Raw genomic sequence first — 22198 nt, forward strand, 5'->3', positions numbered from 1 at the left:
ATCTCTTTAGCGTCGGCACTTGGCGAAATCGGCGACGAGCGTCCTTCGCCCCGTTTACGGGGAGAAGATGGCGGCAGCCAGATGAGGGGCAGCGCTGACGTTCGGAGACAAGGCTGATCGACGAAATTCAACCTGAAGCGACTGCGTCCGAAATGCCACCTTCGCCTTGCCAAACCCGACCGCACTGCTATTCTTGCTGCTAAAATAATTTCACGTACAGGCAAACTTGTTTCTCGAACCGCAAGGCTGAGATGAGCCAGTCGCCCTACCCCGCAATTGCAGCCGGACCGCCCCGGCCGAGCCTCATCCTGAGGCCCGGCCAGATCGCGCTGCCGCCCGGCATGGAGCGCTACACGATCCAGGGCAACGGCGCGGTTCTCATCGAGATCGAGGCCGGCGACACGATCACCGTGCGCAATGTCGAGGGTGGTCAGGCCTGCGAAATTCTGGCCTGGGACAAGACCGGCGCGACCGATCCTGGCATCCTTGGTGAAACACCGAACAGCAATGCCGCCGGCATCAAGGCGCTGTTGGTCGAGGGCGACGACAGTCTCGCATCCCTGCGCCGCGGGCTCGCTCGGCGGCAGGTACAGCTTGACCATGCCAAGGCGGTGCGCGTCTTCGGCGGCGCGACGCCGGCCGGAACCGAGCAGGCTTTCACCGTCGCGCGAGATGGCGCGATGCTGATTGCGGCCCCCGGCGGACCGATGCTGGTTTACGGTCACGACACAGCGACGCCACTCACGATCATCGTTCGCCGCGCCACGATCCGCCCGGCGACGAAGTCGCAGTTGGCCGACCCGCTTGCCGACCCGGTGCTCGATTTGCGTGTTCACTCGGCGACGGCGGAATCCTATTTCGTTAGGGCGGGCGACTATCTGCAGATCATTGATGTCGACGGACGCCAGTGCACCGACTTCCAGTGCTTTTCGGCGCGCAAGCTGGACAAGGGCCGCGACCATCCGCTCGACGTGACGACGACCCGGACGCTGATGGGTGCGAGCTACCCGGTGCCCGGCTTGCATTCGAAATATTATGACCAGGACATGGAGCCACTGGTCGAGGTGGTACAGGATACCTGCGGCCGGCACGACGCCTTCGCGCTCGCTTGCGCCGCCAAATATTACGACGACATCGGCTATCCCGGCCACACCAACTGCTCGGAGAATTTCAACCGCGCGCTGGCCGACAAGGGCGTCACGCCACGCGCCGGCTGGATGGCGATCAACTTCTTTTTCAACACGGCGATCGACGCGCATGGCGTCATGGTGTCCGACGAGCCATGGTCGCGGCCGGGCGACTATGTGTTGCTCAGGGCACTCACCGACATCGTCTGCGTGTCCTCCGCCTGCCCCGACGACACGACGCCGGCCAATGGCTGGAACCCGACCGACATCCATGTGCGGACCTATTCCGGCCAGCACAAATTCTCGCGAGCGATCGCCAGACGCATGACGCCCGATCTCGGAACCGAAAATGACCCGCGAGACTTCATTTCATTCGAGCTTTGCCAAGCACACCCGCAACTTCGCCGAGTACCGGGGCTATTGGCTCGCCAATGCCTTCGCCAAGGACGGGCCGATCGCCGAATATTGGGCCTGCCGGCAGGACGCCGTCATCATGGACCTGTCGCCGCTGCGCAAATTCGAGATCACCGGTCCGGATTCGGAAGCGCTGCTGCAGTACACGCTGACCCGCGACGTCAAGAAGCTCGGCGTCGGCCAGGTGGTCTATTCGGCCATGTGCTACGAGCATGGCGGCATGATCGACGACGGTACGCTGCTGCGGCTGGGCCAGGACAATTTCCGCTGGGTCGGCGGCGATGATCTGTCCGGCGAATGGCTGCGCGAGACGGCAGCGAAACTCGGCCTCAACGTGCTGGTGCGTTCCTCCACCGACCAGATGCACAATGTCGCCGTGCAGGGACCAAAGAGCCGCGACATCCTCAGGGAAGTGATCTGGACCTCGCCGCTGCAGCCGTCGATCGATGAACTCGAATGGTTCCGCTTTGCGGTGGCGCGCATCGGCGGCGGCAACGGCATTCCGGTCGTCGTCTCGCGCACCGGCTATACCGGCGAACTCGGCTACGAGATCTGGTGCCATCCGCGCGACGCCGAAAAGGTGTTCGACGCCATCTGGGAAGCCGGCCAGCCGCATGGCCTGAAGCCGATGGGGCTGCAGGCGCTCGACATGGTGCGCATCGAGGCCGGGCTGATCTTCGCCGGTTACGAATTTTCCGACCAGACCGATCCGTTCGAGGCGGGTATCGGCTTCACCGTACCGTTGAAGACCAAGACCGACGATTTCATCGGCCGCGCGGCGCTGATCCGGCGCAAGGAGCACCCGCAGACAAAGCTGGTCGGTCTCGACATCGACGCCAATGTCGCGGTCGACCATGGCGACTGCGTCCATGTCGGCCGCGCCCAGATCGGCGTGGTCACATCAGGCATGCGCTCGCCAGCGCTGAACAAGACCATCGCGCTGGCCAGGCTCGACGTCACCCACGCCGCTGTCGGTTCCGAGGTCGAGATCGGCAAGCTCGACGGCCATGCCAAGCGGCTGCCGGCGCGCGTCGTTGCGTTTGCGCATTACGATCCGCAGAAGACCAAACCGCGCTCCTGATGGCCGTTTTCGCGACGAACAGACCGGTCGGTCGGCGACGTCGCCGAGTGTGTAAGTCGGTGCGCTCGCAAGCGTGATGTGCACGGCTTCACAAAACGCTTGACCTGAAAGCGCGCCGGATCAATCTTCACTGTTAAGAAAAAAATGCGACTGAGTGGAAACACCGGCAGCCGCTCAAAGCATGCGTCGATGATGAAGCCTCGCGAAGTCGCGGCCGTCACGAACGGGGAACATCAAAATGGGGAACAAAGACACATGAGCACAATAGCGACTGCACTGGAGCAGCCTGCCGAAAGCAAGCTGCACCGGAATATCGACTGGCGCGGCGCCTTCTGGGTGGCGAGCGGCGTTCCTGCCCTCGTCCTGTTTTCGATCGGCGGCATTGCCGGCACGACCGGCACGCTGGCCTTCGGGATCTGGATCGCCTCCATGATCATGGGCTTCCTGCAATCCTTCACCTATGCCGAGATCGCCGGCCTGTTCCCGAACAAGTCGGGCGGCGCCTCGATCTACGGCGCCACCGCTTGGCTGCGTTATTCCAAGTTCATCGCGCCGCTGTCGGTGTGGTGCAACTGGTTCGCCTGGTCGCCGGTGCTGTCGCTCGGCTGCTCGATCGCCGCCGCCTATATCCTCAACGCGCTGGCGCCGGTGCCGCTGTTCACCGATGCCTCGCCGGATGTCGTCGCCTATATCGCCGCGCACGCCGGAACCAGTGCCGCCGACGCCATCACGGCGGTGACCGCCGCGGCAACGCCGGCGATCCGCAACTGGACGCTTTACAGCCACACGCTGGGACCGGTCTCGTTCACGTTCAACGCGACCTTCTTCATCGGCGCGGTGCTGATGCTGATCATCTTCGCCATCCAGCATCGCGGCATCCTCGGCACGGCCAATGTGCAGAAATATATCGGCCTGCTGGTCATCATCCCGATGCTGATCGTCGGCGTCGTGCCGATCATCACCGGCCAGATCAACTGGGCGAATTTCTCGCCGCTGGTGCCGCTGGCCGCCGCCTACGCGCCTGAGCCCGGCGCCTGGAACATCGCCGGCTGGACACTGGTGCTTGGCGGCATGTTCATCGCCGCATGGTCGACCTACGGTTTCGAGACCGCCGTCTGCTACACCTCGGAGTTCAAGAACCCGGGCACCGACACGTTCAAGGCCATCTTCTATTCCGGCCTGCTGTGCATGCTGCTGTTCATCCTGGTGCCTTTCACCTTCCAGGGCGTGCTTGGCCTCAACGGCATGCTGGCGACGCCAATCGTCGACGGCTCCGGTGTCGCCGACGCACTGGCCGGCATGGTCGGCGGCGGCGCACTGATCCACAGCCTCTTGGTGATGCTGATGATCCTGGCCTTGGTGCTGTGCATCATGACCGCCATGGCCGGTTCCTCGCGTACGCTCTACCAGGGCTCGGTCGATGGCTGGCTGCCGCGCTATCTCAGCCATGTCAACGAACATGGCGCGCCGACGCGGGCAATGTGGACCGATCTGGTCTTCAACCTGATCGTGCTGGCTATAGCCTCGGCCGACGCGACGAGCTTCTTCTTCATCCTCGCCGTGTCGAACTGCGGCTACATCATCTTCAACTTCCTCAACCTCAACGCCGGCTGGATCCACCGCATGGACAACGGCCATATCGCCCGGCCATGGAAGGCGCCGACCTGGCTGCTGGGGATCGGAGCGATCTTCGCCTATGTCAACGCCATCTTCATGGGCGCCGGCGCCAAGGTGTGGAACCCGATGGCGCTGTGGGCCGGGCTGATCACCGCGGCCTTGATCATCCCGGTGTTCTGCTTCCGCCATTACATCCAGGACAAGGGCAAGTTCCCCGACCATATGCTGGCCGATCTCGGCATGAGCTCGTCGGATCTGGCGGTCAAGAAGGCAGGCATGCTGCCCTACCTGACGCTGGTCGCCGGCGTCGTGGTGATGCTGCTCGCAAACTGGTTCTTCGTCATCTGACGGCAAACTGAAGGGGCCGAGCGCGTGTCGTCGCGCTCGACCCGAGCCTCCCGGCTGAAGCCCACTCCGATACTGTCGGGGTGGGCTTTTTCGCTGCGGCCGGTGTCAGGTCCATTGCGTTCCGTCAGTCGTGCGAATATGCTTGTTGTACGATCGTTCAACAAGCATATTCGCGAAGCTCCTATGACCTGCAATCCTCGCTACGAAATCCTGTTCGAGCCGATGCGGATCGGGCCGGTCACCGCGCCGAACCGCTTCTATCAAGTGCCGCACGCCAGCGGCATGACCAACGCCCTGCCACGGGTGCGCGCCGCCTTTCGCGAAGCCAAGGCCGAGGGTGGATGGGGGGTGATCTGCACCGGGGCCTGTTCGATCGACCCCAGTTCGGACGACGCGCCGCTGCCTTTCGCCACGCTGTGGGACGACAACGACATCCGCGCGCATGCGCTGATGACGGAGGCCGTGCACCGCCATGGCGCGCTGGCCGGCGTGGAACTGTGGCACGGCGGCGCGTCGGTGATGAACAGGACAAGCCGCCTGCCGCCGCTGTCGCCGTCCGGCATTCCCTGGATGGCCACGCATGTCGGCTTCATGGGCAATTTGCGGCCGAAGACCATGGACAAGGCCGATATACGCGAGGTCTTGAGATGCCAGGCCGAAGCGGCGCGCAAGGCGCGTACGGCGGGCTTCGACATCGTCTATGTCTATGCCGGCATGGGCTATCTCGGCTACGAGTTCCTGCTGCCCGAATACAATCATCGCGTCGACGAATACGGCGGATCGATCGCGAACCGGGTGCGCTTCGTGCGCGAGATGATCGAGGTCACCAAGGATGCCGTCGGCAAGGATTGCGGTGTCGCCTTGCGCGTCAGCCTCGAGGAACTGCGCGGCAGGCCCGGCCGCAATCAGCCCTCCGAGGCGCACGAACTGGTCGAGGTGCTGGCCGACCTGCCCGACCTGTTCGACGTCAAGATGGATTCCAGTCCGACCGACTGTTCGGCGTCGCGCTTCACCGGTGAAGGCAGCCATGAGCCGGTGATCGATTTCGTCAAGTCGCTAACGAAAAAGCCGGTGGTTGGTGTCGGGCGCTTCACCTCGCCCGACACCATGGTCTCGCAGATCCGGCGCGGCGTTCTGGACTTCATCGGCGGCGCGCGGCCTTCGATCGCCGACCCCTTCCTGCCGAACAAGATCCGCGAGGGCCGCGAGGTCGAGATCCGCGAATGCATCGGCTGCAACATCTGCATTTCGAGCTGGCATGACGGCGTGCCGGTACGCTGCACCCAGAACCCGACCGCTGGCGAAGAGTGGCGGCGCGGCTGGCATCCCGAACGCGTCGAGCGTGCCGACAATCCCGAACGAATTCTGATTGTCGGCGGCGGACCGGCCGGGCTCGAATGCGCGCTGACGCTTGGCCGCCGCGGCCATGAGGTCATGCTCGCCGATAGCAGCCGGAGTTTCGGCGGGCGGCTGACTTTCGAGAAGACGCTGCCCGGCCTTTCGGCCTGGAACCGCGTCGTCGACTACCGGCTCGGGCGCCTCGGCGAGATGAGCAACGTCTCGCTCTATCCGGAGAGTGCGCTGGGCGTGGACGAGATCATCGACCTGGCGCCGGATCGTGTCGTGCTGGCGACCGGCGCGCGCTGGAGCAACATGCTCTATTCCTCGCTGGAAATTCCGGTCGGCCGGCTCGACCATCCCGATGTGCTCACCCCGGACGACATCGCCGAAGGCCGGGTTCCCAAGGGGCCGACCCTGGTCTTCGATTTCGACAATTATTACATGGGCGGCGTTCTGACCGAACATCTGGCGGCACAGGGCATCCCGGTCAGTTACGTGACGCCGGCGGGCCAGGCTTCCGCCTGGACGGTCATGACCAACGAGCTGCCGCTGGTGCATCGCGCGCTGGCGCGGCGCAAGGTGCCGGTGACCACGCTGCACCTCCTGAAATCCTTCGACGGCGAGATGGCGACGCTGGCGCATCTGTTCACTGGCGAGGAGGTCCGCGTGGCCTGCCGCTCGGTGCTGATCGTCGGGCTGAGATTGCCGCGCGGCGAGCTGTTCGAGGCGCTGACGCAACGGGCGGAGGCGCTTGACGGTGCCGGCATCCGCAGCGTCGATCGTATCGGCGACACGCTGGCGCCGGGCGCCATCGCGCACGCGGTGCACAGCGGCCATAAGCTGGCTCAGGAGATCGGTGCGAAAATCCGCTGGCAACCCTACCGCCGCGACACGCCCATCGTCGACGCGGTGGCGGATTTCGATATGCGGACAGCTGCTGAATAGAGCAATTCCAGGAAAAGTGTGAACCGGTTTTCCGTCCGGAATTGCGTCAAAAAAGGAGTTCTAGAAGGCCATGGAGCGCATCACGGCACGTCGCAGACCCGGCCGCCCGCAACGCGAGATCGGCGGCATCGAGCAGCGGCCGTGGAAGCAGCTGACGCGGCCTTACGCGCCGATCGAGATCCTGTCGGCCGATCAGGTGCAGACGATCCACGAAATGGGCCTGACCATCCTCGAAGAGATCGGCATGCGGGTGCTGCAGCCGCAGGCGCGGCAATTCTACCGCTCGGCCGGCTGCGATGTCGACGACGGCGAGATGCGGGTGCGCTTCGACCGCGCCATGGTCATGGAGCGCGTCGCTATGGCGCCGTCATCTTTCGAACTGCGCGCCCGCAATCCGGCGAAGAACGTCAAGGTCGGCGGGCGGCACTGCATCCTGTCGTCGGTCGGCGGCCCGGCCTATGTCATGGACAATGATCGCGGCCGCCGGCCCGGCACCTATGCCGAGATGTGCGATTATCTGAAGCTGATCCAGTCGTTCAACGTGCTGCATCAAGAGGGCGGCGGGCCGTTCGAGCCGCTCGACCTGCACCAGAACACACGCCATCTCGACCTCTACTATGCCGAGATCACCTTGCTCGACAAGAACTGGCAGCCGCAGGCGCTCGGCCGCGGGCGGGCCATCGACGCACTGGAGATGGTGGCGATTTCACTGGGCACGACGCGCGAAAATCTGGCGCAGGAGATGCCGGTGTTCACCGGCATCATCAACACCAATTCGCCGCTGCAGCTTGACGAGCCGATGGCCGAAGGGTTGATCGCGCTGGCCGAACATGGCCAGGTCAATGTCATCACACCGTTCACGCTGGCAGGCGCGATGAGCCCGGTGACGCTGGCCGGCGCGCTGTCGCAACAACATGCCGAGGCGCTGGCCGGCATCGTGCTGACCCAGATCGTGCGCCCCGGCGTGCCGGTGATGTATGGCGGCTTCACTTCCAATGTCGACATGAAGACCGGCGCGCCGGCCTTCGGCACGCCGGAATACACGCAGGCCGCGCAGATCACCGGTCAGCTCTGCCGGTTGATCGGCGTGCCGTTCCGCTCCAGCAACGTCACCGCCGCCAATTCGGTCGATGCGCAGGCCGCCTATGAGAGCGCCATGTCGCTGTGGGGCTGCCTGATGGGCGGGGCCAACCTGGTGCTGCACGCGGCCGGCTGGCTCGGCGGCGGGCTGACGGCATCGTTCGAGAAACTGGTCATCGACGCCGAGATGCTGCAGATGATGTGCGCCTATTTCGACCCGCCGGTGGTCGACATCGACACACTGGCGCTGGAAGCCGTGCGCGAGGTCGGCCCGGCCGGGCACTTCTTCGGCGCCGCGCACACCATGCAGCGCTACGAGCGGGCGTTCTACTCGCCGCTGGTCTCCAACTGGGACAATTACGACACCTGGATGGAGCGCGGCCAGATCACTGCGCGCGAACGCGCCAATGTCATCTGGAAACGCATGGTCGCCGAGTATGAGCAGCCGCCGATCGATCCCGGCATCGACGAGGCGCTGCGGGATTATATGGAGCGGCGGAAACGCGAGGGCGGTTGCCCGCTGAATTGAGATTATGGGGTGCGATGCTGATTTGAGGGTAGCATCCGGTCGCCCCCTCTGTCCTGCCGGACATCTCCCCCTCAAGGGGGGAGATCGGATTTCACTTCGGCCTTCGCAAACCATCGACGTTGAAGGAGAAGCGCCTTCATCGGAGCTGCCAATCTCCCCCCTTGAGGGGGAGATGTCCGGCAGGACAGAGGGGGGGTCATAGCGCCGACCTGAAATACTTACGCGTCCCGCAAAGGCCCAACCTGCCCCTCGAGCATCTCAAACCCCGCAGCCTCCGCGGCCTGCGGGGTCACGACGCTTTCATCAAGACACCATTCGAGCCAGAGCCCATCGACCAGCGCGATGAAATTGCGCGCCAGCGTCGGAGCATCGACTTGCCTGCCGCGCGGCACGGCGACCGCGGCGATGTCCTCGGCGAGTTCCGCCCGGTAGGCGTCATAGAGTTCGCGATGCGCCGCCTTGAGGCGTGGGTTGACGGCGATCTCGCCCCACAGCGACAGCCAGATCAAGAGATTGTCACGGCTGAAATAATCGGGCGAGAAATTCGAGTGCACCAGGGCGGCAAGTGCTGCCTGCGGCGACCAGTCTGACGTCTCGGCGCGGCGGCGCTTGGCTTCGGCGATCTGGTTGTTGACGCTGGCGTAGAGCGAGGATTTGTAGACTTCGACCAGCAAGCCATCGAGGCTTTCGAAGTGATGGTTGATGAGGCCGCGCGAGACGCCGGCCTCCTTGCAGATACGATCGATGGTGAAGGCGCCGATGCCGCCGACCGACAGGCATCGCGTCGCCGCCTCGATCAGCATGGAACGGCGCACATCCGCCTGCTCGCGGCTGAAGCGCGGCGGCGATTTCTTGGCGCCGCGCTTGCGTTTTTCGGGTGCTGGTTCTCTGTCCGTCATCAAGCCCAGCTAAACGATCACATCTTTGCTGTCCACGGAAGCGATCATGCCTTCTTCTTGAACAGCACCGGATTGGGGTGGCCATCCGGATAGATAACGGGCTCGAAACTGGTCTTGTGGATGACCACCAGCGGCTGGTGGCAGATGAAGACGAAACCGCCGGATTGCTCCATCAGGTCCTCCATCCGGTTGGACAAGGCGATGCGCTTGGCCTCGTCGCTTTCCGCCACCAACTGCTGATAGCTGGTTTCGAACTCAGCACTGTCAAAGCCGGACCAGTTGTAGGCGCCGATCTGGTCGGGGCGGAACCAGACCAGGTTCTCGGACGGGTCGATGCCGCCGGCGAAATCCATCAGCGCCAGGTCGATGTTCTTGTAGCCCTCGCCTTGCGTCTTGTCGCCGACGCCCCAGAAGGCAGCCTCGTCATAGGGCTGGATTTCGACCTTGATGCCGGCCTGTTCGAGACTGGCCTGGATGATCTGCGCGGTCGCGGTGCGGATGGAATCATTCATCACCGTCAAGGTCAGCGACAGGTCGCTGACACCGGCTTCGGCCAGAAGTGCCGCGGACTTCTCATAGTCCGGTGCGGCGATCAGATTGCTGGCGCGCGCGAATTTGGTGCCGGGCTGGACGACGCCAGTGGAGCGCTTGGTGAGATCGTCATAGACGCCGGTCAGGATCTGCCCGACATCGACGCCATACTGTACGGCCTGGCGGACTTTCAGGTCCTTGAGGCGCGGGCTCAGCATGTTGATGGTCAGCCAGACATAACGGGTCGACTGCGCCTCAATCAGGTTCGTGTCGGCGGGTGGGCTGGCCTTGACCGCCTTCGTCGCCGAAATGGCGATCTTGGTGTAGTCGAAGGCGTCGGCCTCATAGGCCAGCTGTGCCGCCTGATCGTCGGCGACGACATAGATCTCGACCTTGCCGAAATCCGGCTTCGGCCCCGGCCAGTCAGGGTTGGCGGTCAGCGTCACCTTCTGCTTCTGCTGCCAGTCGGAGAAGAGGTAGGGACCGCAGGTCGCCGGCGGCTCGGTGGTGAACTTGCCGCCCGCCTTCTCGGTGCCGGCGCGGCTGATGATGTGGCCGCCATAGTAGGGCAGGCTGGTGACGAAAATCGGCTGGTAGGGTTCTTTGAGGTGGATGATGCCGTTTCTGGCATCGACGACCTCGACGCGGTCGAGTTTTTCGAACTGATAGGCCCAGGGCGACGACAGGCTCTTGTCGGCGATGCGTTCGAACGAGAACTTCACGTCATCTGATGTGACCGCGCCAAAGCCATTTGACCATTTCAGCCCGTCGATCAAGGTGAAGGCGATGGTCTTCGGATCTTTCTGTTCGAGCTTTTCCGCGCCCCACAGCGACCACGGCGAGCCCTTCCTGATATCGTCGAAGTGGTTCAGCGAGACATAGATGCCGCGCATCATGACATCCTCGATGCCGCCATTCATGAAGGCGGGATCGAGGCATTGCAGATCGCCCTCCATGCGGATGCGCAACGTGTCGCCGGCAGCCGACCAGGCGAAGCCCGGCTTCATCGCCAGGCCGGCGCCCAGCACGCCAGCCGCTTTCAGGAATGCACGTCTGTCCATGTTCCATTGCGTCATGTCAGTTTCCCCTTTGGTTTGCGGAAGCGCGTGAGAAGGCTTCCCGTTCTTGCCCGCCTGTCACCAGCGGGAAATGGCAGCGCACCATCCGGTCAGTGCCCATCGGTCGATAGGCCGGTGCCTCGGTCTTGCAGCGATCGCGGGCGATCGGACAGCGTGTGTGGAATTCGCAGCCCGATGGGCGACGGAACACGCTCGGAATCTCGCCGGTGACGGCAGGGTTCTGGCTGCGCCGGCGCGGATCGGGTATCGGCTCGGACTGGATCAGCGTCGCGGTGTAGGGATGCAGCGGCGCCGAAAACACATCCTGCGTCGGCCCGGTCTCGACCAGCCGGCCGAGATACATGATGGCCAGCCTATCGCTGACATGGCGGATCATGGCCAGATTGTGGGTGACGATCATGGCGGCGAAACCGAGTTCGCGCTTCAATTCACCGATCAGGTTGAGCACGTCGCCCTGCACGGAGACATCGAGCCCAGCCGTCGGCTCGTCTGCGAGCAGCAGATGCGGCTTCATCGCCAGCGCACGGGCAACACCAACACGGCGCGCCTGGCCACCCGACAGCTCATGCGGAAAGCGGTCGACGAAGGAGGCCGGCAGGCCGACCAACGCCAGCAGCGCTTTTGCCGCGGCACGGCGGTCCGGCATCGGCAGCCCCTGGATGATCTGCGGTTCGGTGAGCAGTGTGCCGATGCGCAGGCGCGGGCTGAGCGAGGCGACCGGATCCTGGAACATCATCGCCGAGCGCCTTCGCATGGCGCGGAAATCGGCTGGTGTCGCCACGTCCCTGCCCTCGAAAATGATGCGGCCGGCGGCGGCGCGCACGAGGCCAAGAATGGTGCGGGCAAGCGTCGTCTTGCCGGAACCGGACTCGCCGACCAGCCCAAGCGTCTCGCCCGGCATCAGCGACAGCGTCACCCCGTCGATGACGTTGAAGCTTGGCAAAGGAAACGGATTGATCAGGCGGCTGAGCAAGCCGCTGCGAGCGAAGGTCACCGACAGATCGTCGATGGCGAGCAGCGGGCTCATGGCGTCACCGCGTGACAGCGCGCGACATGCGAGGCGGACAGTTTCACCAGTGGCGGCGCGACCGAAGCGCAAGGCGCGAAGGCGCGGTCGCAGCGCGGCGCGTAGACGCAACCCATTGGGGGCTGCGTCAAGTTGGGCAGTGAGCCGGGAATGGTCGGCAGCCTCTCCAGCCTTTCGTGGAAACGGGCCGGATCGCAGGCGAGCAGCGCTTGCGTATAGGGGTGCCGTGCGTCGTGGAAGATCGCGTCGACCTCGCCGCCCTCGACCACCTCGCCGGCATACATGACATAGACCCGGTCGCAGAGCTCGGCGATGACGCCGAGATGGTGCGAGACGACGATGATGATTCCGTTGTAGTCGCGCCGGAGTTCGCGCAGCAGATGGATGATCTGCGCCTCCATGGTCACGTCGAGCGCCGTCGTCGGCTCGTCGGCGATGAGCAGGCCGGGATCGGTCAGCAGGGCTGCGGCGATGGCCACGCGCTGGCGCATGCCGCCGGAGAGTTCGTGCGGATAGCAGGCCATCCGCCGTTCGGCATCCGCGATGCCGACGCGGCCGAGCATAGCGGCGATCCGCGCCCGCTTCTGCGCGCGGCCGAGATCCTTGCGGTGGTGCTGGAAGTCGACGAGTTGGTCGCCGATGGTCAGCACCGGGTTGAAGGCGGTCATCGGATCCTGGCCGACCAGCGCGATCTCGTCGCCGCGCAGCAGGCGCTGATGGTGTGCGTCGAGCTTCGCCAGGTCGACGCCATTGTAGCTGATCGACCCGTCGATGCGGGCATTGGCCGGCAACAGGTTGGCTAAAGCGGTGACCAGCGTGGACTTGCCGCAGCCGCTTTCGCCGACGATGCCGATCACCTCGCCGGGATGCGCCTCGATGTCGACATGGCGCAGCGCATGCACTGCGCCATGCGGCGTCTCATAGCGGACGCTGAGATCGACGGCGGAAAGCGAGCCGGTCATGCCGGCCTCCGCAATTGCAGGCGCGGGTCCAGATAGTCGCGCAGGCCCTCGCCGAGGAAGGTGAAGCCGAGCGTCGCCAGCACCAGCGGCAGCCCGCCGAAGATGACCATGAACGGTGCCGAGCGGATGCTGGTATAGCCATCATAGAGGATCGAGCCCCAGGACGGCGTCGGTGGGCGCACGCCGAGCCCGAGGAAGCTAAGGCCGGCCTCGACCATGATGACGACCGGAATGTCCATCGACAGAAGGATGATCAGCGGGCCGACGACATTGGGCAGAAGGTGGATGAAGATGATGCGCGCGGCACTGGCGTCGAGCAGGCGCTCGGCGAGGATGTAGTCGCTGTTCTTCAGCGCCAGCGTCTGCGCTCGGATCAGCCTGGCATAGCTCGGGAACGAGGTCGCGGCGATGACGATGATCAGCGTGCCGGTGCCGGCGCCGAGCACGGTGATGATGGCGAGCGCGAACATGATCATCGGCAGCGAGTTCAGGCTGTCGAAGCTCAGCACCAGAATGGCGTCGAGCCAGCGCGGCCCGTAGCCGGCGATAAGCCCGAGCATCAAACCGATGGCGCCTGCGATGGCGACGGAGACCATGGCAATGGTCAGCGCCGTGCGTGCGCCAAAAATGACGCGCGACAGCAGATCACGGCCGAGATGATCGGTGCCGAACCAGTGCGCGAGCGATGGCGGCTGCAGCTTGTGCAGCACGTCGATCTTGATCGGCGAGTAGGGCGCCAGCCATGGTGCGAAAGCGGCGGTGACTAGGAAGCCGGTGACCAGGATCAGCGCTACGCAAGTGAACGGATCGGCGAGCAGCGCGCGCAGCAGCGGCAGCCTTTGTCGGTCCGGAAGGGAGAGCGAGGCGTCAGCCACGGAAGACATCGCGCACCCTCGGGTCGAGCCGCGCAATCAGGAGATCGGCGGCGATGGTGATGGAGACGTAGATGGCGGTCATGATCAGCACCGTGCCCATGACGACCGGATAGTTGCGGGTGTTGACGGCGTCGGTGATGAGCTTGCCGATGCCGGGCCGGGCGAACACCGCCTCGACGAAGACGGCGCTGGACAGGATGCTGCCGAGGCCGACGGCGACCAGAGAGATGGTCGGGATGATGGCGATGCGCAGCGCGTATTTGGAGACGATCTTCCACTCCGGCAGGCCGAACGAGCGCGCGGTGCGGATGTGCGGTTCACCCATCACCTCCATCATCGAGGCGCGGACCATGCGGGCGATGTAGCCGATCCAGCCGAGCGCGATGGCTGCCGCCGGCATGATCAGCGCCTTGGCCTGGCTGACGAAGTCACCGGCCTCGCCGGCGCCGATGGCCGGCAGCCAGCGCAGCGTCACAGCAAAAAGCAGCAGCGAATAGATGGCAACGACGAAGGACGGCACGGCGATGACGCCGACCGAGAGCACACCGATGATGGCATCGGCTGTTGTGCCGCGCCGCATCACAGACAGGCAGCCGAGCGGAACCCCGATGAGAAGCGCAACGGTAAGCGCGGTCAGCCCGAGGATCAGCGTGTTGGGCAGCGCTTCCAGGACCAGGGCGGAGACGGGCCGGTTCGACCAGACGTCGTAGCCGAGATTGCCGGTCAGCGCGTTGCGGAAGAATTCGACGATCTGCCACCAGACCGGCTGGTCGAGGCCCATGCGCTCAATCAGCAGCCGCTTCAGTTCCGGCGTGGCGCGCGGACCGAGCGCCACGGTTGCCGGATCGCCCGGCACCAGGAAGACGGCCGCATACATGGCGACCATGACGAGGACGAGGATCAGGATCCCGAGACCGATGCGCTTCACTGCATATGCAAGCATGGTCTCCTCTTCGCTCCTGTCAGGCGAAATCGCGCCTGATGCGCCGCGTTGCCGAGGCGCTGTGGACGAGCGTGCCCCGTTCTCGCGCCTCGATCCGCCAGCTCAGGCTGAAGTGCGTTTCGTCCGATGTCAGCTCGGTGACGGCAAACGCTTCGGTGTCGGCATCGCCGCTGGCAATCGCCCAGCGGTATTCGGTGACGAGTTTCGCCGACAGCGGATCGTCACTGCTGATGCTCACCGTGTCGCTGTTGGCCGAGGACACGGTGATGGCGCGATCGTCGTAGCGCCTGCGTCCGTGGTCTGAACTCAGCGCGATGGTCTGCACGCCCGAGCCGACATCGTCGGTGACGATGCGGCGGTCGAATCCTTCTTCCAGCGTCGTCGTCGGCACCGGCGGCGAGGTTTCGGCGGGCTCGAAGCGCACGTCGCGGTCGCGAGCCGACGGCGGCCGCACCGGCAGCATCAGCGTGCTGTCGCCGGTCGCCACCGACAGCGTCGACAGTTTCGGCTGCGGCCACAGGATCGGCCAGTGCTGGTTGGCCAGCGCCAGCCGGATGCGGTGGCCCTTGGGCACCGTGCGGGCGAAATCATTGAGCTTCAGCCGAACGCGGAACGGTGTTCCGATCGGACACGGGGTCGGATGCTCGTGGCTGTCTCTGTGGCTGAGGTTGAGCACGCCATAGGTCATCAGCGCCGAGGTGCCGTCGGGATAGACATCGCACAGCCGGGCGGCGAGGTTGACATGCGGCTGGTCGACAGTGACGAGCAGATCGAGCTCCGGCGCGCCGAGCAAGGTCAGGTCGTTGTCGAGCGGGGGCGTGTCGAAGCACAGCGCCAGACCGTCCTCACGACGCTGGTCGATGGCCATGTCCGGGCAGGAACCGCCATAGCCGCCCCAGCGGCCGCAGTCGCGCCCGGCCGTGGCCGGCGAGCACACGGAGAGCGTGGCGCCCGGCGCAGGTTCGCTGCCCAACCCGGCGGCGTTCAGGTGCAAGGCACGGCGCTCGATACGCGGCGACGGCCACTGGTCCTCGGCGGCCCAGTTGCCGGCATGGTCGGGGAGATAAAAAGGTTGTGGCCGCTCCTCGCCGGTGATCCAGACGCGGTAGAGCGGTTCGTCCATGATGCCGGTGTCTTCGCCACACAGCCAATGCCGCCACCAGCGCAGCGCCTCCTGCAGGTAGCCGATCAGCGGCCCCGGCGCACCGCGACAGGGATAGGCATGCGACCAGGGGCCGACGATGCCGAGCTTCGGCCCCGGCAGATGTTCGAGCAGACGCGGGACGAAGTTGGAGTAGCTGTCCTCCCAGCCGCAGACGGCCATCACCGCGCATTCGATCGCGGCGTGGTCTTCGCAGACCGAGCCCTGCCGCCAGTAGTCGTCGCGACGCTGATGCGCGAGCCAGATTTCCGACAGCGAGCTTGTCGCCGCAAGACGGCTGGCCCACATGGCGCGCCAGGCCTCGCCGACGATCTGCGGATCGGGCGCCATCGCCTTCTTCACCAGCATGAAGTTCGACCACATCTCCTGCTCGGTCAGCAGCGCGCCGCCCATATAGTGGATGTCGTCGGCATAGCGGTCATCGGTGGCGCAGTTGGCGATGATCGCCTTCAAGGCCGGCGGCCGACGCGCCGCGACCTGCAGCGCGTTGAAGCCGCCCCAGGAAATGCCGGTCATGCCGACATTGCCGTTGCACCAGGGCTGTGCGGCGAGATGCGCGATGATCTCGCAGGCGTCCTCCTGCTCGCGCGGCAGATATTCATCGGCCAGATCGCCGTCGGAATCGCCGGAGCCCCTGATATCGATGCGGGCGCAGGCGATGCCGTGGCCGGCGAGCCAGGGGTGGATGTCGATGTCGCGCGCCACCGTGCCGTCGCGGCGGCGATAAGGCACCATTTCAACGACGACGGGCACCTTGGTATCGGTGCGCGGACGCCACAAAGTGGCGGCGATACGCGTGCCGTCGGCCAGCGTGATCCAGAGCGGATCGACGGTTTCGACGGCAAAGGGGAACTCGGTTCGTACCACGGCAGGTACTCGTTAAATCGCCTTGTTGAACGTTCGTACAACAAGGCGATTTACGGCGCAATCCCGCTTCGCGCTTTTTGGCGCCGAATGCCGTCAAGCGCACCGCCGATGGGGCAGCGCGGCGAGAGATTGTGAGGTTGGATGGTAGAAGCGAACCTTGTCGGCCGGGCGGCAACGCCCGGCCGACAGCCTCTATTCGGCGGCCAGCGCCAGTTGCGGCCGGTCGGCTTTCTGACTCAGTTCCAGATCGTCCGTCGGCTCGGCTGCGCCCCGCTTCTTGGGCTCGCGGCCGAAGAACAGGGCGTAGCCCGCCGGCAGCACCAGGATGGTCAGCACGGTGGCGACGACGATGCCGCCCATCATGGCGTAGGCGAGCGGCCCCCAGAACACGGCGCGCGAGATCGGGATCAGCGCCAGCACCGCCGTCATCGCCGTCAGCACGATCGGCCGGAAGCGGCGCACGGCCGAGCCGATGATCGCTTCGGAGCGGTCCATACCTCTCGCGATGTCTTGATCGATCTGGTCGACCAGGATGATCGAGTTGCGCATGATGATGCCGAGCAGCGCGATGACGCCGAGGATGGCGACGAAACCGAACGGCGCGCCGCTGATCAAGAGGGCGGCGGCAGCGCCGATAATGCCGAGCGGACCGGTCGCCAGCACCAGCATCGCCTTGCCGAAATGCTGCAGCTGGATCATCAAAAGCACGACGATGATGGCCAGCATGATCGGCGCCTTGGCGGCGATCGAAGCCTGGCTTTCCGCCGAATCCTCCGCGCCGCCCTGGATCTCGACCTTGTAGCCGGGCGCCAACCCGTCACGCAGGCCCTGCATCTCCTTGTACAGCTTTGTGACGACATCATTCGACTGCACGCCGTCGGGCAGCGTTGCCCGCACGCTAATGGTCGGCAGGCGGTCGCGGCGCCACTCGATGCCTTGCTCCAGCACCGGCACAACCTTGGCCACCTGCGACAGCGGCACGAAGCCGCCGAAATCCGTCGGGATATAGACCGAGTCGACCGAGGACAGCAGGCTGCGGCTGGCATCCGGCTCGCGGGCGACGATGGACACCGTCTCCTCGCCGTCGCGGAAGTCGTCGAGCGGGGCGCCGGACATCGATGCCTGCAGCATCTGGCGGATGCGCTGCGAGGTGACCCCGAGCGCACGGGCGCGATCCTGGTCGATGACCAGCTTCATTGCCGGCACCGGCTCGAGCCAATCGTCATGGACGGCGCCAAGCAGCGGATCCTCGCGGAACTTCGCCTTCACCTGATCGGCGATGCGGCGCACCTCCTGGCGATCCGGCCCCATGACACGCATCTGCACCGGCCAGCCGGTCGGCGGACCGAGGAACAGGCGATCGACCTTGGCGCGGACAGACGGGAAGTCCTCCGCCAGGACGGTGCGCAATTTGACGATCAGCCGTTCGCGGGCCGGTTCGTCATTGGCCATCACCAAGAGCTGGGCAAAATTCGGATTGCGCAGCTGCTGGTCGAGCGGCAGGAAGAAGCGCGGCGCGCCTTCGCCGATATAGGTGGCGATGAAGCGCTTGTCCTTGTCGTCCATCATCTTGTTTTCAAGCGCTTTGGCCTGCGCCTCGACCTCCTTGATGCTGGTGCCTTCCGGCAGCCAGAGGTCGACGAGGATTTCCGGCCGCGACGATTGCGGGAAGAAGTTCTGCGGGATGAACTGGAACGCCCACAGGCTAGTGGCGAAAGTGCCCAGCGTCATGACAAGCACGACGATGCGGTGGCGCACCGCCCAGCCGACGGTGGCACGAAGCCGGCGATAGAAGCGCGTGTCGAAGGCGTCGTGATGGCTGCCGGCGTGCTTGCGCTGCTTGAGGATCATGTTGCCTAGCCATGGCGTGAAATAGACCGCGACGAACCACGAGACGATCAGCGCGATGCCGACGACGTAGAACAGCGTGCGGACATATTCACCGGCCGTCGACGCGGCGAAGCCGACAGGGATGAAGCCGGCGGTGGTGATCAGCGTGCCGGTCAGCATCGGGAAGGCGGTCGAGGAATAAGCGAAGCTCGCCGCCTCGATCTTGACCAGCCCCTCCTCCAGCTTTCGCTCCATCATCTCGACGACGATCATGGCGTCGTCGACGAGCAGGCCGAGCGCGATGATCAGCGCGCCGAGCGAGATGCGCTGCAGGTCGATGCCGAGCTCGTACATGATGGCGAAGGTGGCGGCGAGCACCAGCGGAATGGCGATGGCGATGACCAGGCCCGAGCGCCAGCCAATCGACAGGAACGAGACGACGAGCACGATCAGCAGCGCTTCGCCGAGCGCATGCATGAATTCGGCCACCGCATCCGTGACGACGCCCGGCTGGTCGGAAATCTGGTCGACGGAAACGCCGTAGGGCAGCGCCTCCTCGAAGCGCTTGTAGGTTGCCTCGACATCCTTGCCGACATCGGTGACCTTGAAACCCTTGGCCATGACGACGCCGAGCTGCACGCTGTCATGGCCGTTGAAGCGGTATTTGCGCTGGAAGGGATCTTCCAGCCCCGACGTGACCGTGGCGATGTCGCCCAGCCTTGTGACCTGGCCGCCGGCGCGCAGGCGCAGGTTCCTGATATCCTCGACCTTGCTGACGTCGCCTTCGACGGAAATGCGCACCGAATTGGTGCCGGTGTCGACGGAGCCGGCCGGGTCGACATTGTTCTGTCCCTTGATCGCGTTCTGCAGATCGGTCAGCGTCAGGCCGCGTTCGGCCAGCGCCTTGGACGAAACGTCGATATAGAGCTTTTCCGGCTGGTCGCCGATGATGACCGCCTTCTCGACGCCCGGCGTCGTCAAAAGCATGTCGCGCGCCTGGATGGCGAACTTCTTCAGCTCGGGATAGCTGAAGCCATCGCCGCTGATCGAATGCAGGGTGATGAAGGTGTCGCCGAACTCATCGTTGAAATAGGGGCCGAGCAGGCCTTGCGGCAGGTCGCCCTGGATATCGCCGACCTTCTTGCGCACCTGGTAGAACGCGTCCGTCACTTCGGCGGCGTTGGTGTCGCCCTTGATCTGCACCGTGATGATGGCGCTGCCGGCGCGGGTGAAGGAGCGCACGAAGTCGAGATGCGGCGTTTCCTGCAGCTTGCGCTCGATCTTGTTGACGACCTGGTCTTCCATCTCCTTGATCGAGGAGCCCGGCCAGATTGCCTGGACGACCATGACCCGGAAGGTGAAATCGGGATCTTCCTTCTGGCCCATGCGCATCAGGCCGAGCGCGCCGGAAATGATGATCAGGCCGAACAGGAACCGCGCAATGGACGGATGGCCGATTGCCCAGCGCGACAGGTTGAAGGGCCGCTTTTCTTCCGTGGAATTGGTCATGGATGCAGATCCATCTGTTCAGCAATCGAGGTTCGGTAGTGGCTTCCGGGCGGCGAGGCTCTCCGAGCGGAGAGACACTCATCGCGGTGGGACGCGGATCGATGTGGGGGTTACATCGGCCTGACGTCTCGACCTTCGGGCCACGCCGCCCGGAAACCAGCGGCTGCGGGAACGCGCAGCCGGTTGTCTGTCGTCAGCGCACCTGCTTGGCGTCGCCGTCTGCCGCGGATGCGGACTGCAGTGCCGCATCGCCAGCGAGTTTCACCTTGAGGTTCTCGGTCATGAACTGTGTGCCGGCAGCGACCACGACGTCGCCGGGCTTCAGTCCCTCGGCAACACGCACGCCATCGGCGGCGAACGCGGCGACCTTGACCGGGCGAGCGTGAACGGTGTCGGCGCCGCGATCGACGGTCCAGACGATCGACTGCTTGCCTTGCTCGGCCAGTGCGCTCAGCGGGATCGACACGAGCTGCCGCTCATTGGCCGCCGAGGCTTCAATGCTGGCGGTCATGCCGAGAAGCACGCGCGGATCGTTGGGCAGGCTGACGCGGACGGCAAAGGTGCGCGACTGCGGATCGGCGCTGCCGGCTACCTCACGGACCTTGCCATCGAGCGCCAGCGCGTCGTCGGACCAGAAGCCCGCCTTGACGATCTTGCCCGGTTTGAATTCGGCGATCTCCATCTCCGGCACGGCAATCAGCACTTCCTTTTCACCGTCGACGGCAACGGTGACCACCGGCGCGCCGGAGCCGACAACCTGGCCGACATCGGCGCTGACCGCGGTGACGATGCCGTCCCTGTCGGCCTTGAGATCGGTATAGCCGACCTGGTTCCTGGCCTGGGCAAGCGTCGAGCGAGCGGAATCGCGGGTGGCGACAGCCTGGTCGTAGCTCAGCGTCGCCTGCTCGAGCTGCGCTTTCGGCGCGAACTTCTTGTCAAACAGCTGCTCGGCGCGCTTGCGGGCAAGCTCTGATGTCTCGACCTGCCGATCGGCGGCATCAAGTGATGCCTGCGCACTCTTGACCGACAGGTCGTAGTCGATGGGATCGATGCGGGCCAGCACATCGCCCGAGGCCACATGCTGGCCGATGTCGACGAGGCGCTCGGTGATCTTGCCGTTGACGCGGAAAGCCAGTGCGCTTTCGGTGCGGGCCCGCACCGAGCCGGAATAGGAGAGCGTGCGGGTGTCATGCGCCTGGGCGATCTCGACGACCTTGACCGGGCGGATGATGTCCTTGACTTCGGCTTTCTCTTGGCTGCAGCCCGCGAGCCCGAGCGCCGCGACCATCAGGCCGGCAACAGGCAGCTTGCGGAGGATGGAACTGGACAAAGACATCTTGGTACTCCCGACTGGAGATAAACGGTCGACACCGGCGTTCGGCGGCTATTACTTCAGAGCTCTGACCGCATAGTCGATCAGATCGTCGGGCATCGCCCGGTTGGTCTTGGCCAGGCACTGCGCCACCATCTGCGGATGGCACAGGATGACAGTGGCGGCGCCGAAGCAGCGCGACGCGGTCACCGGGTCCTGTTGCCTGAACTCACCGGCCTCGATGCCGTCGCGGATCACTTCCGCAAACAGGTCATGAATGCTGTCGACATGCTTGTCGATCACGCCCCAGTCGCGTTCGAGGGCGACGATGACCATCTCGTGGACCTTCTGGTCGTCAAGCATGACCTCCATCGTCATCTTGTATTGCGCATGGACGTAGCGCCGAAGCCGCTCCTCGGCGCTGATCGGCAGGCGCGAAATCTCGTAGGCCATCTTGTAGCTGGCGCCGAGCATCCGGCCGCAGACCGCCTGGTGGATTTCGACCTTGGAGGCGAAGAACCGGTAAATGTTGGCCGGCGACATGCCGAGTTCGCGGGCGATGTCGGCGACATTGGTCTTGCCATAGCCATAGTGCCGGAACAGGCGCTCGGCGCAGTCGAGAATGCGGGTCACATTTTCCTGTCGAGCGGCGTCGGCGACTATGGTGGCGGCTTCGGACATGATCCTCTGTCAATTTACGAGTGACGAATTTCAACTTTC

At 64.6% G+C, this 22198-nt stretch carries 13 protein-coding genes and 1 pseudogene; 4 read left to right on the plus strand and 10 right to left on the minus strand.

The window, feature by feature from the left end; translation table 11 throughout:
- Positions 1-251: 251 nt before the first annotated feature.
- The 4 genes and pseudogenes from HB777_19960 to HB777_19975 all read left to right on the plus strand — a co-directional run bounded on the left by HB777_19960 (position 252) and on the right by HB777_19975 (position 8482).
- A pseudogene (locus tag HB777_19960) lies at positions 252-2622 on the plus strand (DUF1989 domain-containing protein).
- Positions 2623-2877: 255 nt separating this feature from the next.
- Positions 2878-4587 (plus strand): APC family permease, encoded by a 1710-nt coding sequence (locus tag HB777_19965; protein QND65955.1) that lies wholly within the window; start codon positions 2878-2880, stop codon positions 4585-4587.
- Between the two features lie 183 nt (positions 4588-4770).
- Positions 4771-6873, plus strand: a complete 2103-nt coding sequence (locus HB777_19970; protein ID QND65956.1) for an FAD-dependent oxidoreductase — start codon at positions 4771-4773, stop codon at positions 6871-6873.
- Positions 6874-6943: 70 nt separating this feature from the next.
- On the plus strand, positions 6944-8482 hold the full coding sequence (locus tag HB777_19975; protein ID QND65957.1) for a trimethylamine methyltransferase family protein: 1539 nt from the start codon (positions 6944-6946) through the stop codon (positions 8480-8482).
- Between the two features lie 218 nt (positions 8483-8700).
- On the opposite strand, the gene HB777_19980 is transcribed toward HB777_19975, so the two are convergent.
- From HB777_19980 to HB777_20025, 10 genes are all read right to left on the minus strand, one after another.
- Complete coding sequence (locus tag HB777_19980; protein ID QND65958.1) at positions 8701-9381, minus strand: TetR family transcriptional regulator; 681 nt, start codon at positions 9379-9381, stop codon at positions 8701-8703.
- A 44-nt stretch (positions 9382-9425) separates the two neighbouring features.
- A complete protein-coding gene (locus HB777_19985) occupies positions 9426-10988 on the minus strand; it encodes a peptide ABC transporter substrate-binding protein (GenBank protein QND65959.1) in 1563 nt (520 codons plus the stop codon).
- A 1-nt stretch (position 10989) separates the two neighbouring features.
- Positions 10990-12018, minus strand: a complete 1029-nt coding sequence (locus HB777_19990; protein ID QND65960.1) for an ABC transporter ATP-binding protein — start codon at positions 12016-12018, stop codon at positions 10990-10992.
- Positions 12015-12980 carry an ABC transporter ATP-binding protein gene (locus tag HB777_19995; GenBank protein QND65961.1) on the minus strand — a complete coding sequence of 322 codons (966 nt, stop codon included), beginning with the start codon at positions 12978-12980 and terminating at the stop codon, positions 12015-12017. Before HB777_19995 ends, HB777_19990 begins: the two co-directional genes overlap by 4 nt.
- Positions 12977-13864, minus strand: a complete 888-nt coding sequence (locus HB777_20000; GenBank protein QND65962.1) for an ABC transporter permease — start codon at positions 13862-13864, stop codon at positions 12977-12979. Before HB777_20000 ends, HB777_19995 begins: the two co-directional genes overlap by 4 nt.
- Entirely contained in the window at positions 13848-14798 is a 951-nt protein-coding gene (locus HB777_20005; protein ID QND65963.1) for an ABC transporter permease, read from the minus strand. Before HB777_20005 ends, HB777_20000 begins: the two co-directional genes overlap by 17 nt.
- 19 nt (positions 14799-14817) lie before the next feature.
- Complete coding sequence (locus HB777_20010) at positions 14818-16827, minus strand: CocE/NonD family hydrolase (protein QND65964.1); 2010 nt, start codon at positions 16825-16827, stop codon at positions 14818-14820.
- Positions 16828-17019: 192 nt separating this feature from the next.
- The gene (locus HB777_20015) at positions 17020-20166 is read right to left on the minus strand and encodes an efflux RND transporter permease subunit (GenBank protein QND65965.1); all 3147 of its coding nucleotides are present in this window, start codon (positions 20164-20166) and stop codon (positions 17020-17022) included.
- Between the two features lie 193 nt (positions 20167-20359).
- Positions 20360-21502 carry an efflux RND transporter periplasmic adaptor subunit gene (locus HB777_20020; GenBank protein ID QND65966.1) on the minus strand — a complete coding sequence of 381 codons (1143 nt, stop codon included), beginning with the start codon at positions 21500-21502 and terminating at the stop codon, positions 20360-20362.
- A 51-nt stretch (positions 21503-21553) separates the two neighbouring features.
- A complete protein-coding gene (locus tag HB777_20025; protein QND65967.1) occupies positions 21554-22159 on the minus strand; it encodes a TetR/AcrR family transcriptional regulator in 606 nt (201 codons plus the stop codon).
- Positions 22160-22198: the final 39 nt, after the last annotated feature.

It is taken from the genome of Mesorhizobium loti (genome assembly GCA_014189435.1).
GTDB classification, from domain to species: Bacteria; Pseudomonadota; Alphaproteobacteria; order Rhizobiales; family Rhizobiaceae; genus Mesorhizobium; species Mesorhizobium loti_G.